Raw genomic sequence first — 13593 nt, 5'->3', positions numbered from 1 at the left:
CTTATTCTATGCAGTAAATTAATGTACTGTATCGTTGCCGCTTGTTGCTTGTTCAAATAGGTTTGCAACATCAATACTGTCGAAATCGTAGCTTGTGCCACAATAGTCACAGTGAAGAGAAATTTTCCCTTCTGTTTTAATGATGTCATCAACTTCAGCGCGATCAATCGTTACGATTGCACCGCCGCTACGTTCACGTGAACAACCACAGAAGAACTCAACGTCTTGAGGTTCAAACAGTTGAACTTTATCTTGGTTATATAGACGGTAAAGTACGTCTTCAGCAGGTAAACCAAACAGCTCTTCATTTTTAATGGTGTCTGTTAGTTGTTCTAAATGTTCGAAGTCATTTTCAGAACCAGTACCATCAGGCATTACTTGCAGTAACATACCAGCTGCGTGAGGTTTGCCTTCATATTCACCTAGACGTAACCATAGACGAGTTTTTAGTTGCTCAGAACGCTCGAAGTAACCTTCAAAACATTGTGCTAGATTTTCACCTTCAAGAGCAACAACACCTTGGTAACGCTCACCATCTTTTGGTGTGATAGTGATAACTAGGTAGCCGCGACCCATTAGTTGGTGCAACGTTGCATCTTCAGCAATATCACCTTCAAAACGAGCAACACCGCGTACTTTTTGGTTGTTATCGCCGTTAATTACTGCAAGAGAAACTGGACCGTCACCTTGAAGTTGAAGGGTAATAGAACCTTCAAATTTCAATGTTGCAGTTAATAGTGTGGTTGCAACTAATAGCTCACCCAATAGATTTTGAACTGGTTTTGGGTATTCCTTGCTAGAAATGATTTGTTGGTAAGCATCATCTAGTTGAACTAATTCACCACGAACAGATAAATCTTCAAATAGGTAACGATGCAATGTGTTATTTGCCATGAAATACTCCAGCAATTGTATTAAGGGTTGTCGTTACTCATAGTATAGCGGAGACAACCAGTATAAATAAGGTATGAGACAGAAAAGCGTATTTATTGGTGCTTAAACTTCATGATATCGCGTCGTTGTTTTTTATCCGGACGTTTATCTGGTCGTGGGCTACCAAGTGAATTGAGTTTGCGTAATTGCGCATTTTCTTCACGGTGCTTAATACTGTTTTGTGTTTCTTTGTAAAGAGTTTGTGCAATAGGTGCTCCGCGGCGTTGATCGGAAACGATCTCGATGATCACCGTGATCTCTTCATTGTTTCCTTGGCGCAGCTTTATTTCAGCGCCTACTTCCACAATCTTACTTGGTTTTGAGCGCTGTCCATTATATTGAACTTTACCGCCATCAACCATGTTGCGAGCAATTGAGCGTGTTTTATAAAAACGAGCTGCCCAGAGCCATTTATCGAGTCTTACACCCTCTGCAGTGTTTGATTTTGAACTCATGATGTCTACCTAATGTCATATCTCTGCTTCTTAAATGGTGGCTGGAATCTTTTTTTCAATCTTTTGAGGGGAATTAATCAAAAATCGTATCTAATTAGAGTCATTAATGAGAAATAATGCTCTAATACGGTGCTTTATTTATGTAATTTCGTGATATGTCTGCGAGTAATTTAAGAAAATACCGTCAATAACGGCAAAGCTGTGCTGTTCTCTTATAATAAATATAAAATCAGACATTTAATCATTTTATGACGATGGGAAAGGAAACGTAGGATCCAAATGATAACTAATATGAAAATAGAGAAGATTTCTCAATATTGGTCGATATATCAATCAACAATAGCAAAGAGTTTGACGGTAATTCTCGTTGCTTGGTTTGCGTGGATTTGTGGCTCTCTTTTTTGGTCTATGCTAGCCCCACAAACGTCTGTATCTAAGTGGACGCCTAAAACAGTGGCGGTTGCTGTATCTCAAGGAAAACAAGGTAAAGATTCGCTTTCTGAACTGCTTAATAGCCAAGTGTTTGGTCGTTTTAATGCAGAGAACAAAGTTGATCAACCAAAAGCGGTTGAAGTGAAAGATGCACCTAAAACGCGTTTAAATTTAACGTTATCAGGTGTGGTTGCTAGTTCTGAACCATCACTAAGTCTTGCTGTGATAGCTAATCGTGGTAAGCAAAATACGTATGGGATCAATGAAACCATTGATGGTACTCGTGCAAGTGTTAAAGCGATAAGTGCAGATCGCATCATTATCTCTAACAATGGTCGAGATGAAACGCTGATGCTTGAAGGTGTTGAATACACCAAAATTTCTACTGAAAGAAATATAACGGGCAGTTCTGGAACCGTATTAGGAAATAATCGTCAAAATTCGAATCAAGATGAGTTGGATAAAATCCGTAAAGAAATGGCGCAAAATCCACAATCTGTTTTGAAATACATTCGCCTTTCTCAGGTGAACGAAAATGGAAAAATTAAAGGATATCGAGTTAATCCAGGTAAAGACCGTAAGCTATTTGATTCGGTTGGTTTAAAACCGGGTGATATCGCAACCAGTTTAAATGGGGTTGATTTAACCGATCCTGCTGCAATGAGCTCATTGTGGAAAAATATGTCAGAAATGACGGAATTAAACTTAACTGTCCTGCGTAATGGACAATTATATGACATCTTTGTTGGCTTGTAGCTTGAGAAGATGAGAATGAATAAGGGTGTATTGTGAAAAAGTGGATGGGCAAGGGAGCCTTATTACTTGCAAGCAGCATGATGTGGACATCAGCAATTGCAAATGACTTTAGTGCCAGTTTTAAAGGGACAGACATTCAAGAGTTTATCAATATTGTTGGTCGTAACTTAGAAAAGACCATCATTGTTGATCCATCTGTGCGTGGGAAAGTCGACGTTCGTAGTTATGATTTATTAAATGAAGAGCAATATTACCAATTCTTCCTTAGCGTACTTGAAGTATATGGATACGCTGTGGTTGAGATGGACTCTGGTATTTTAAAAGTCATTAAAGACAAAGACGCGAAAACATCGGCGGTTCCTGTTCTTGGTGCAAAAGATCAAGTGAAAGGCGATGCGGTGATTACGAGAGTTATCGCTGTACGTAATGTGTCTGTTCGTGAGCTTTCTCCTTTGCTTCGTCAACTTAATGATAATGCGGGTGCAGGTAACGTGGTTCACTACGACCCTGCCAATATTATTATGATCACAGGTCGTGCGGCGGTAGTTAACCGTTTAGCTGAGATTATCGAACGTGTTGACCGTGCTGGTGATAAAGAAGTCGAAGTGGTGGAGTTAGATAATGCATCAGCAGCAGAAATGGTGCGCATTGTTGATGCTCTAAATAAAACCACAGATGCCAAAAATACCCCTGCATTCTTACAACCTAAATTGGTTGCGGATGAGCGTACTAACTCGATTTTAATTTCGGGTGATCCAAAAGTGCGTAATCGTCTGAAGAAACTAATCAAGCAGCTTGATGTTGAGATGGCGACCAAAGGTAATAATCAGGTCATCTATTTACGTTACGCTAAAGCCGAAGATTTGGTTGATGTATTAAAAGGTGTGTCAGATAACTTATCGGCAAGTGGGGGCTCTAAGCAAAAAAGCAGTTCACAAAATCGCAATGATGTGATGATTTCTGCACACGTTGATACGAACTCACTAGTAATCACTGCACCGCCTGATGTAATGCGAGCAATGAAAGATGTGATTGCTCAGTTGGATATCCGTCGTGCTCAAGTATTGATTGAGGCTTTAATCGTTGAATTAGCAGAAGGTGATGGCGTTAATTTAGGCGTTCAGTGGGGCAATCTAGAAACTGGTGCGATGATCCAATACAGCAATACAGGGGCGTCAATTGGCGCCACCATGGTTGGTTTGGAAGAAGCGAAAGGTTCTACAACGACTGAAAAAATTTATGACTCAGCAGGTAATCAAACTGGTTATAAAGATATTACAGAAGAAGGTAGCTATGATGCACTAGCTGGTGCTCTTGGTGGTGTTCAAGGTGCAGCAGTAAGCATTATGATGGGCGACTGGGCGGCGTTAGTTACAGCAGTATCTACCGACTCTAATTCAAACATTCTTTCATCTCCAAGCATCACTGTGATGGATAATGGCGAAGCGTCATTCATTGTGGGTGAAGAAGTACCGGTATTAACAGGTTCAACATCGGGTTCAAACAATGAAAACCCATTCCAAACCGTTGATCGTAAAGAAGTGGGTATAAAACTAAAAGTGGTACCACAAATTAACGAAGGTGATTCTGTTCGTTTAGATATCGAACAAGAAGTATCTAACGTGTTAGGTGCCAACGGTGCTGTGGATGTGCGTTTTGCAAAACGTCAACTTAATACTTCGGTAATGGTACAAGATGGTCAAATGCTGGTATTAGGTGGTTTGATCGATGAGCGAGCAATGGAAAGCGAATCAAAAGTTCCGTTCCTAGGTGACATCCCTGTGTTGGGGTATCTATTCAAATCAACCAGTACTCAGGTTGAGAAGAAAAACCTAATGGTATTCATTAAGCCAACCATTATTCGTAATGGAATGACAGCGGATGGTATCACTCAGCGTAAATATAACTACATTCGAGCAGAGCAGTTATATAACGCAGAAAAAGGCCTAAAACTGATGGATGATGCGAATATTCCAGTATTACCTAAATTTGGTAAAGAATTAAATCATCCAGCAGAGATCCAAGCATTTTCTGAGCAATTTGATGATAACGAGAAAAAGGAAAAATAATGGCGGATACATTATTTCCTGAATCTAACGCTGTACTTCGTTTGCTTTTTTCATTTGCAAAAAGGCATTCGGTAGTCATTGAATCAAGTGTTCATGGATGGGTGCTGTACTATGTATCGCCCCCTTCATCTATGGTGCTGTGTGAGATCCGCCGTGTTTGCCAATCTAGTTTTTCATTAATTCAGTTAACCAAAGATGAGTTCGATACTAAGTTAACTCAGGTATATCAACGTAACTCATCAGAAGCTCAACAGTTAATGGAAGATATCGGTGCAGACAGTGACGATTTCTTTTCATTAGCTGAAGAGTTACCAAATAATGATGATTTATTAGAATCAGAAGATGATGCGCCGATCATTAAATTAATCAATGCCATGCTAGGTGAAGCGATTAAAGAGGGGGCATCGGATATTCATATTGAAACGTTTGAGAAAGTATTGTCGATTCGTTTCCGTGTCGATGGCGTGTTGCGTGATGTATTAAGCCCAAGCCGTAAGTTAGCGCCATTATTGGTGTCTCGTGTAAAAGTGATGTCGAAATTGGACATCGCTGAAAAACGAGTCCCACAAGATGGTCGTATTTCATTGCGCATTGGTGGTCGCGCTGTTGATGTGCGTGTATCAACCATGCCGTCATCACATGGTGAGCGCGTGGTAATGCGTTTGTTGGATAAGAACGCAACTCGACTGGATTTAAACAGTTTAGGCATGTCGGCTGAAAACCATAAAAACTTTCAGCATATTATCAAGCGTCCACATGGCATTATTTTGGTTACTGGCCCAACCGGTTCTGGTAAATCAACGACCTTGTATGCAGGGTTAGGTGAACTAGACAGCTCTCAATCCAATATTTTAACCGTTGAAGACCCTATCGAATTTGATATTGATGGCATTGGCCAAACACAAGTAAATCCAAAAGTAGACATGACGTTTGCCCGTGGTTTACGTGCCATTCTTCGTCAAGATCCTGATGTGGTGATGATCGGTGAGATCCGTGATTTAGAAACCGCAGAAATTGCCGTTCAAGCTTCATTAACCGGTCACTTGGTAATGTCTACACTGCACACCAATACTGCGGTAGGTGCGATTACTCGTCTTCGAGATATGGGCATTGAACCTTTCCTAATTTCATCTTCACTACTTGGGGTGCTTGCACAACGTCTGGTTAGAACTCTGTGTGGTGAATGTAAAGAAGCGTATCAAGCTGATGAGGAGCAGAAGAAATTGTTCTCTCTTTCAGCAAGTGACGAGTTAACGCTATATAAACCAATTGGTTGTGAGCACTGTAATGGTAAAGGCTATCGTGGTCGTACGGGTATTCATGAACTTTTAGTTGTGAATGAAAAAGTACAAGAGTTGATCCACAAAGAAGTGGGTGAACAAGCGATAGAAAAAGAAGTAAGAAAGTCGACTCGCAGTATTCAACAAGACGGCTTATTAAAAGTACAAAAAGGAATAACCACATTAGAAGAGGTGATGCGAGTCACTCGGGAAGGATAGATGGCGGCGTTTGAATATAAAGCGTTAGAAAAAGGGAAACAGAAAAAAGGCGTCATGGAGGGAGATAACGCCCGCCAAGTTCGCCAGCGATTAAAAGAGCAAGGTCTGATCCCTGTAGAAGTCATTGAAACTAAATCTAAGCAGCAAAAAAGTGCATCGCAAGGATTGAGTTTTAAACGTGGGATCAGTGTTAACGATTTATCATTGATCACTCGTCAATTGGCCACCTTAGTTCAAGCCGGGATGCCACTTGAAGAGAGTTTAAAAGCGGTAGCAGAGCAGGGTGAAAAAGCGCATATCCGTAGCATGATGATGGGGGTGCGTTCGCGGGTTATTGAAGGTTATCCTCTTGCTGAGAGTTTTGCGGATTATCCTCATGTATTTGATGATCTGTTTTGTTCAATGGTAGCTGCGGGTGAAAAATCTGGTCATTTAGATACGGTATTAAATCGCTTAGCGGATTACGCTGAAAACCGCCAGAAGATGCGCAGTAAATTACAGCAAGCGATGATTTATCCTATCATGCTCACTCTGATTGCTATTGCTGTAATTTCATTCTTGTTAGCAACGGTAGTTCCCAAAATTGTTGATCAATTTGTGCAAATGGGACAAGGACTTCCAACGGTTACTGAAGTCTTATTGGCAGCCAGTAACTTTGTTGTTCATTGGGGATTGTTGGTTGTTGTGGTTGTAATTGTTTTTATTGCTGGTGTGAAGTGGTTACTTACAAAACCGCATTTACGCTTAGCATGGGATAAAAAAATCTTACAGCTCCCTGTTATTGGTAAGGTAGTTCGAGGGTTAAATACCTCTCGTTTTGCTCGCACATTATCTATTTGTACATCAAGTGCAATTCCTTTGCTTGATGGTATGAAAGTCGCTGCTGATGTAATGAGTAATACCTACTTTAAGCAACAAGTATTAGAAGCGGCAGATAATGTTCGAGAGGGTGCAAGTTTACGAGTCTCTCTTGAAAAAACAAAACTGTTTCCCCCAATGATGTTACACATGATTGCCAGTGGTGAACAAAGTGGCGAGTTAGAGCAAATGCTAACGCGTTCTGCGGATAATCAAGACCGAGATTTTGAATCCTTAGTTAATATGGCTCTAGGGATTTTTGAACCGTTATTGATTGTCTTTATGGCTGGTATTGTTCTCTTCATTGTTGTTGCGACATTGATGCCAATAATCGAATTAAACAATTTGGTTGGGTAGCATTCACTGCTATCTACCTTTTCTTTTATCTTATATGAATTTTTAACGTTAGGAGTTATTCCATGCAAGTCAATTCAGCTCAACGTAAACAAGGCGGCTTTACACTGTTAGAAGTAATGGTCGTGATTGTAATTCTTGGTGTGTTAGCGAGCTTAGTGGTTCCAAATCTACTTGGTAACAAAGAGAAAGCCGATCAGCAAAAAGCGATCACAGATATTGTTGCACTAGAAAACTCATTGGATATGTACAAGCTAGATAACAGCGTATATCCAACGACAGACCAAGGTTTAGAAGCTCTAGTTTCAAAACCAACAGCAACTCCAGAGCCTCGTAATTACCGTGCAGACGGTTACATTCGTCGTTTACCAAATGACCCATGGGGTAATGAGTACCAATACCTAAGCCCTGGTGATAACGGTACTATCGATATCTTCACATTAGGTGCTGATGGCCAAGAAGGTGGTGAAGGTGCGAATGCGGATATTGGTAACTGGAACATGCAAGACTTTCAATAAGTCTTCATAAATAAGAACAATGATGAAAATAAAACGTGAGGTTGGGTTTACCCTGATCGAAATAATGTTGGTATTGGTGCTGCTATCGCTCAGTGCGATGGCCGTTATCATGAGCCTTCCTGATAATCAGGATGACCAGCTGGAAGAAGAAGCCTCACGTTTTTATCAACTTGTTCAACTCCTTAATGAGGATGCTTTGCTCAATGGGATGGATTACGGCATTTACTTTAATCAAGAGCGACAAGAATATCGCTTTATGCAATTAATGGTAGATGGCTGGCAGCCAATTGAGAAAAGCCGCTTTTTTACAGAAGTGAAAATGGAAGAGTCGCTAGAGTTTGATATGACGCTTGGTGGTTCAGCTTGGGCAGATGATGAGCGACTATTTGAGCCGGGCTCTTTATTTGATGAAGAGATGTTTGCGGATGTCGAAAAAGATAAAAAGCCAACACCTCCTCAAGTCATGGTGCTTTCAAGTGGTGAAGTGACTCCTTTTTCGTTTCGCTTATCTCCGCAAGGTGCTCGTGGAAACCTTGATGATAAGTCATGGCTTATTCGCGTTGAAGAGTCAGGGGTGATTAAGTTATTTGCTCCGGGAGAGGAACGTGATGAGGAATAAGAAATATCAGCGAACCTCTTATAAAGGCATGACATTACTTGAAGTATTAGTTGCGCTTGCTATTTTTGCTACCGCAGCCCTAAGTGTGCTGCGCTCGGTGACTCAGCATATAAATACATTAAGTTATTTAGAAGAAAAAACCTTTGCAAGCATTGTGGTGGATAACCAAATGGCATTAATGATGTTAGATAAACCACCGACAACGAAGAAGAAGGGAGAGACAGAGCTGGCAGGACAAACATGGTATTGGACAATTGCTCCAGTAAAAACAACGTCTGATATTTTAAAGTCTGTGGATGTCTCTGTGTCGACCACAAAAGATCAAGAATCCCCTTTAATAACGGTACGAACCTATGTTGCGCCGTAATTCTTCTCATCCTTTTTCAAAAGGATTCACACTGATTGAAGTGATGGTGGCTATTGCTGTATTTGCGACCTTGAGTTTTGCCGCGTATCAAGTGGTGAATCAAGTGCAACGCAGTAATGAACAATCATTAGAAAAAAGTGAGCGCATTAAACAACTGCAACGCAGTTTGGTTTTTCTTGATAACGATTTTCGACAAATTGTCGCTCGCCCATTTCGAACTGGCGGTGAAAAAGCGTCGGAAGCTTTATTGAAATCGGGAGAGTATTTCCTTGATTCTGAATTCCAAGCCATTTTGTTTGTACGCCTTGGTTGGAAAAATCCACAGCAAGCTTTTCCTCGTGGTGAAATTACTAAAGTTGGCTATCGAGTTATTGAGAATAAATTAGAGCGATTATGGTGGCGATACCCAGATACGCCTGTTGGTCAGGAAGCGGTAATTACTCCGCTTATTGACGGTATCGAAGAGCTAAAATTTGAATTTTATGACGGTAAAAAGTGGCTAAAAAAATGGGAAATGAAAAATCAATTACCCAATGCCATTAAAATGATACTCACGTTTAAAGATTATGGTGACGTTGAGCGTGTTTACCTTACTCCGGGATTTAAGCTGGATAATAACGTGAATCAAAATAGTGATGATTCAAAAGAGGATCGTGGCTAATGAGAAAGGTAGGCGTGATTTCCCATTTTAAAAATAATAAAGGCGTTGCATTGATCGTGGTACTGCTGCTTTTAGCCATTATGACCACCATTGCAGCCCAAATGTCAGAACGATTATTTCTTCAATTTCATCGAGCTCAGAATCAGTTAAATCATCAGCAAGCGTATTGGTACTCTATTGGTGTTGAAGCCTTAGCAAAAACCGGAATAGAAGAAGCCTACAAAGATGGAAATAAAATTAATTTAAGCCAAGCGTGGGCAACCGAGGAAACCACTTATCCACTTGATTATGGTGAAGCTTATGGTGGTGTAAAAGACAAACAAGCTTGCTTTAACTTAAATGCACTAAGCAGTATTGAAGCCAGTAATGATTCATCCAAACGTCCTTTTTTGGTGAGTGTATGGATGAACTTATTAGAATCAGTTGAGGTGGATAATTATCTTGCTGAAGTGATTGCTGACTCCACATGGGAATATCTAGATCCTGATGATGTTGTACGCTCAATGGTAGGCGTTGAAGACAGTACTTATCAATCGTTTAAACCAGCGTATTTAGCGCCAAATGGTTGGATGGGCGATGCCAGTGAGTTACGTGCCGTTAATGGCGTTACGGCTGAAGTCGTTGAAAAAATATCTCCACTAGTTTGTGCGATACCAAGTGGTAATTGGTACTTAAATGTAAATACCTTAGCACCAGAAAATGCCAAGATATTGGTTGCGCTATTTTCTCCAAATTTAAGTGAAAGTGACGCAAGAAGTGTATTAGAAGATCGTCCATTTGATGGGTGGGATTCGGTTGATGATTTTCTTGCTGAAGGACCAATTAGCCGAGTTGAAGAAAAAGTTCGTAAACAAGCAAAAGATTATTTATCCGTAGATAGTCAGTTTTTTGAGTTAGATGCTCAAGTATTAGTAGAAGATTCGCGCGTACGTGTGCGTTCTTTATTGCATAGCAGTGATAAGAAAGTGGTGAACGTTATCCGTCGCCAATATGGAGGAATGAGTGAGCGAACATCTGATAATACGGTTGAATAGTCAACCATCAGATCCCATTCAATGGATAGTCTGGTCTCCAGAAAATAAAGAAGTGATTGCTTCAGGTGAGTTAAGTTCGTCTGAAGAATTACCTTCGTTGTCGTCATACAGTGAACAACGCATGGTGTCTGTGCTTTTACCAAGCAGTGATGTGTTATTGCGTGAGGTTGCAATACCTGAAGGGGCAACTCGTCAGTTTTCATCGATGCTACCGTTTATTATTGAAGATGATTTAGCACAAGATGTTGATGATCTTCATATGGTTATTTTGAAAAAAGACAGCAAGTCCGCTCAAGTAGCTATTGTTGAACATAACAAAATGGCCATGTGGTTAGAGCAACTGAGCGATGCAGGGATCCAAACCAAACGATTCATGCCTGACGTATTGGCTTTACCATTTCATGATGATGGTGCGAGTATGGTTCAATTGGGTCAACAATGGCTTATTCGTCATCATGAATACCAAGGTGCAGTAGCTGAATCTGAGTGGGTATCCATGTTATTGACGGGTATCGTTGAGCGTGCTGAAACCAAATATGAAGATTCAGAAAGCGATGAAGATGCTGAATCATCACCAATGCCTTTTATTCTTCATAGCTATTCTGAATGTGAGATGGAAGTCGCAGGGACTAAGGTCAGCCTTGAATCCCCTGAACTTGTGATGCAATTATTAGCTGAAGGATTGTTGTCTTCAAAAGTAAACGTGCTAAATGGTCCATATCGTCCGCAATCTTCATGGAGAAAGCATTGGCGAGTATGGCAAAAAGTGATTCTGTCTCTTGGTCTTGTGATGGTTGCTTTTGTTGCTCAACACGTTTCTGAAGTACAAAAATTAGAACAACACAGTTTGGCTTTGCATGCAGAAAGCGAGCGTATTTTTCGAGATATTTTCCCTAATAAGCGAAAAATACCAACGGCGAGCTATTTAAAATCTCAAATGAAAAATGAAGAAGCTCGTTTACAAGGTGGTGCTGGCGGACATGATTTGTTAGCTTGGATGGCAGAGATATCACCTTATTTATCAAAGGTTCCTCAAGTTAAATTACAAAGCCTAAAATTTGATGGCAAGCGTAATGAAATTCGACTTCAAGCCAGTGCTTCTGATTTCCCATATTTTGAGAAGTTGACTTCAGAACTAGGAACTAAATTTGAAGTAGAGCAAGGTCAATTGAATAAGAATGACGGCCAAGTCTTTGGTGCCATTATCATTAGGAGACAATAATGAAAGCATTTATGGCATGGTGGCAAAGTATCTCTCCACGTGAACGTATATTGGTTGCTGGCGGTGGTGTGGCACTGTTGATCGCGGTTATTTACTGGGGGGGAATAAAACCATTAAATGACCGTGCAGAACTTGCTCAAAATCGAATTAATAATGAACGTAACTTATTAGCGTGGGTGCAGAAAAAAGCTGATACGATCATTACATTAAGAGGCGGGGCATCTTCTAGCTCACAATCTGCAATTCGTCCAATGAATCAGGTGATACCAAGCAGTACTCGTCAATTTAAAATTGAGTTGATTCGTATGCAACCTCGTGGCGAACAAATGCAAGTGTGGGTAAAACCTTTACCTTTTAATTCTTTGGTTAATTGGTTGGCATTTTTACGCGATTCTCAAGGAATAAATGTACAATTTTTAGATTTAAATAAAACTGATGTGGAAGGCGTGGTTGAAGTGAACCGTCTTCAATTAACTCGAGAGGCATCATGAAGTTTAAGTTATTAATCGCGACCGTATTTTCTACTTTTTTTACTTTTAGTGCGTTATTACATATCCCAATTCAGTGGGTTGTAGAGCAAGCCCCTAAAGTAAGAGGATTAGAGTTAACCGGACTTTCAGGAACACCATGGAAAGGACAAGTTGATTCATTATCCTTTCAACGAATGAACTATGGCCAAGTTCAATGGGTAATTGATCCACTTGCCATTCTTAAAGGTCATGCTGTATTTGATGTGCGTTTTGGTCGTGGTAGTGAATTAGATTTACGTGGAAAAGGCACGGTTGGTTATAGCGTATCTATGGGGGCTTATGCTGAGAATTTAGTACTTTCTTTCCCGATAGCAAATGCAATGAAACATTTGCCGATGGCGGTTCCTATCTCATTACAAGGCCAAGCAGAGATCAGTGTGAAATCTTATCAACAAGGTCAGCCTTGGTGTAAACAAGCAATCGGTGAAGTGGTGTGGTCTAGTGGCAAGGTAGTTTCACCATTAGGTAATATTGACCCTGAAACAGTGATTGCTGATGTCACTTGTAATGACAGCAAAATTAGTGTCGTGAGTAAACAATCATCAAAAGATGTCGCGAGTCAATTTGATGTTACCCTTAATCCAAATCGTTCTTATCAAGTAAGTGGTTGGTTTAAACCTGAAGCGAATTTTCCTTCAAGTTTAAGAAGTCAGTTAAAATGGGTAGGCAAGCCGGATGCAAAAGGGCAATATAGAGTGACATACTCAGGACGTCTATAAAGGAAAAACGATGGCTAAAAAACAGTTGCCAACGATTTTGGATACACGCGTTGAAGCCAAATCCAACCTATTCTGTATTGAATCGGTTGATTTGCGCTTTTCTAATGGTGTAGAACGTACCTATGAACGAATGAAACCAAGCGGTCGTCATGCTGTCATGATGGTGCCTGTAACAGAGCAAGGTGATTTACTTTTGGTTCGTGAATATGCTGTTGGAACCGAAAGTTACGAGCTTGGTTTTCCAAAAGGATTGATTGATCCAGGAGAGACCCCGTTAGAAGCGGCAAATCGAGAACTAAAAGAAGAGATTGGTTTTGGTGCAAAAGTACTCACACCATTGAAAGAAATTGTATTAGCCCCTTCTTATTTCTCAAGCAAAATGACATTAATTCTGGCTCAAGATTTATATCCAGAGCGATTAGAAGGTGATGAGCCTGAACCTTTAGATGTGGTTCGCTGGCCTTTAGCTCAAGCATCTGAGTTATTACATCATCTTGATTTTTCAGAGGCAAGATGCATTACCGCACTATTACTTGCTCAACAATTTTTAGCTAAGGAGTAATATTG

At 40.4% G+C, this 13593-nt stretch carries 15 protein-coding genes; 13 read left to right on the top strand and 2 right to left on the bottom strand.

Annotated elements, in window-relative coordinates:
- Positions 1 to 18 precede the first annotated feature (18 nt).
- Positions 19 to 894: an Hsp33 family molecular chaperone HslO gene (gene hslO, locus AVFI_RS13030; RefSeq protein WP_005421430.1), complete on the bottom strand. Its 876-nt coding sequence runs from the start codon at positions 892 to 894 to the stop codon at positions 19 to 21.
- A gap of 92 nt (positions 895 to 986) precedes the next feature.
- Positions 987 to 1388 (bottom strand): ribosome-associated heat shock protein Hsp15, encoded by a 402-nt coding sequence (hslR, locus tag AVFI_RS13025; RefSeq protein WP_069581975.1) that lies wholly within the window; start codon positions 1386 to 1388, stop codon positions 987 to 989.
- A gap of 279 nt (positions 1389 to 1667) precedes the next feature.
- On the opposite strand from hslR, the gene gspC reads away from it, so the two are divergent.
- The 13 genes from gspC (at position 1668) to nudE (ending at position 13588) form a co-directional block, all read left to right on the top strand.
- On the top strand, positions 1668 to 2576 hold the full coding sequence (gspC, locus tag AVFI_RS13020; RefSeq protein WP_188863873.1) for a type II secretion system protein GspC: 909 nt from the start codon (positions 1668 to 1670) through the stop codon (positions 2574 to 2576).
- A 32-nt stretch (positions 2577 to 2608) separates the two neighbouring features.
- Positions 2609 to 4645: a type II secretion system secretin GspD gene (gene gspD / locus AVFI_RS13015; protein ID WP_188863872.1), complete on the top strand. Its 2037-nt coding sequence runs from the start codon at positions 2609 to 2611 to the stop codon at positions 4643 to 4645.
- Positions 4645 to 6144 carry a type II secretion system ATPase GspE gene (gene gspE / locus AVFI_RS13010; RefSeq protein ID WP_188863871.1) on the top strand — a complete coding sequence of 500 codons (1500 nt, stop codon included), beginning with the start codon at positions 4645 to 4647 and terminating at the stop codon, positions 6142 to 6144. Before gspD ends, gspE begins: the two co-directional genes overlap by 1 nt.
- A complete protein-coding gene (gspF, locus tag AVFI_RS13005) occupies positions 6145 to 7359 on the top strand; it encodes a type II secretion system inner membrane protein GspF (RefSeq protein WP_065639789.1) in 1215 nt (404 codons plus the stop codon).
- A 62-nt stretch (positions 7360 to 7421) separates the two neighbouring features.
- Positions 7422 to 7874, top strand: a complete 453-nt coding sequence (gspG, locus tag AVFI_RS13000; protein WP_011262830.1) for a type II secretion system major pseudopilin GspG — start codon at positions 7422 to 7424, stop codon at positions 7872 to 7874.
- Positions 7875 to 7896: 22 nt separating this feature from the next.
- A complete protein-coding gene (gene gspH, locus AVFI_RS12995; protein ID WP_063650031.1) occupies positions 7897 to 8493 on the top strand; it encodes a type II secretion system minor pseudopilin GspH in 597 nt (198 codons plus the stop codon).
- Entirely contained in the window at positions 8483 to 8860 is a 378-nt protein-coding gene (gene gspI, locus AVFI_RS12990) for a type II secretion system minor pseudopilin GspI (RefSeq protein ID WP_054775824.1), read from the top strand. Before gspH ends, gspI begins: the two co-directional genes overlap by 11 nt.
- The gene (gspJ, locus tag AVFI_RS12985) at positions 8847 to 9521 is read left to right on the top strand and encodes a type II secretion system minor pseudopilin GspJ (RefSeq protein WP_155662863.1); all 675 of its coding nucleotides are present in this window, start codon (positions 8847 to 8849) and stop codon (positions 9519 to 9521) included. The genes gspI and gspJ overlap by 14 nt, the downstream gene beginning before the upstream one ends.
- Positions 9521 to 10555 (top strand): type II secretion system minor pseudopilin GspK, encoded by a 1035-nt coding sequence (gene gspK / locus AVFI_RS12980; RefSeq protein ID WP_188863839.1) that lies wholly within the window; start codon positions 9521 to 9523, stop codon positions 10553 to 10555. The genes gspJ and gspK overlap by 1 nt, the downstream gene beginning before the upstream one ends.
- Positions 10524 to 11777 (top strand): type II secretion system protein GspL, encoded by a 1254-nt coding sequence (gene gspL, locus AVFI_RS12975; RefSeq protein WP_081300328.1) that lies wholly within the window; start codon positions 10524 to 10526, stop codon positions 11775 to 11777. The genes gspK and gspL overlap by 32 nt, the downstream gene beginning before the upstream one ends.
- Positions 11777 to 12268: a type II secretion system protein M gene (locus tag AVFI_RS12970; protein WP_011262824.1), complete on the top strand. Its 492-nt coding sequence runs from the start codon at positions 11777 to 11779 to the stop codon at positions 12266 to 12268. The genes gspL and AVFI_RS12970 overlap by 1 nt, the downstream gene beginning before the upstream one ends.
- Positions 12265 to 13026: a type II secretion system protein N gene (locus tag AVFI_RS12965; protein WP_054775825.1), complete on the top strand. Its 762-nt coding sequence runs from the start codon at positions 12265 to 12267 to the stop codon at positions 13024 to 13026. The genes AVFI_RS12970 and AVFI_RS12965 overlap by 4 nt, the downstream gene beginning before the upstream one ends.
- 10 nt (positions 13027 to 13036) lie before the next feature.
- Positions 13037 to 13588 (top strand): ADP compounds hydrolase NudE, encoded by a 552-nt coding sequence (gene nudE, locus AVFI_RS12960; protein WP_012534379.1) that lies wholly within the window; start codon positions 13037 to 13039, stop codon positions 13586 to 13588.
- Positions 13589 to 13593: the final 5 nt, after the last annotated feature.

Source organism: Aliivibrio fischeri ATCC 7744 = JCM 18803 = DSM 507 (genome assembly GCF_023983475.1).
GTDB classification, from domain to species: Bacteria; Pseudomonadota; Gammaproteobacteria; order Enterobacterales; family Vibrionaceae; genus Aliivibrio; species Aliivibrio fischeri.
Note: the sequence above shows the minus strand (reverse complement) of the source record. Positions and strands in the feature narration are given on the sequence as shown.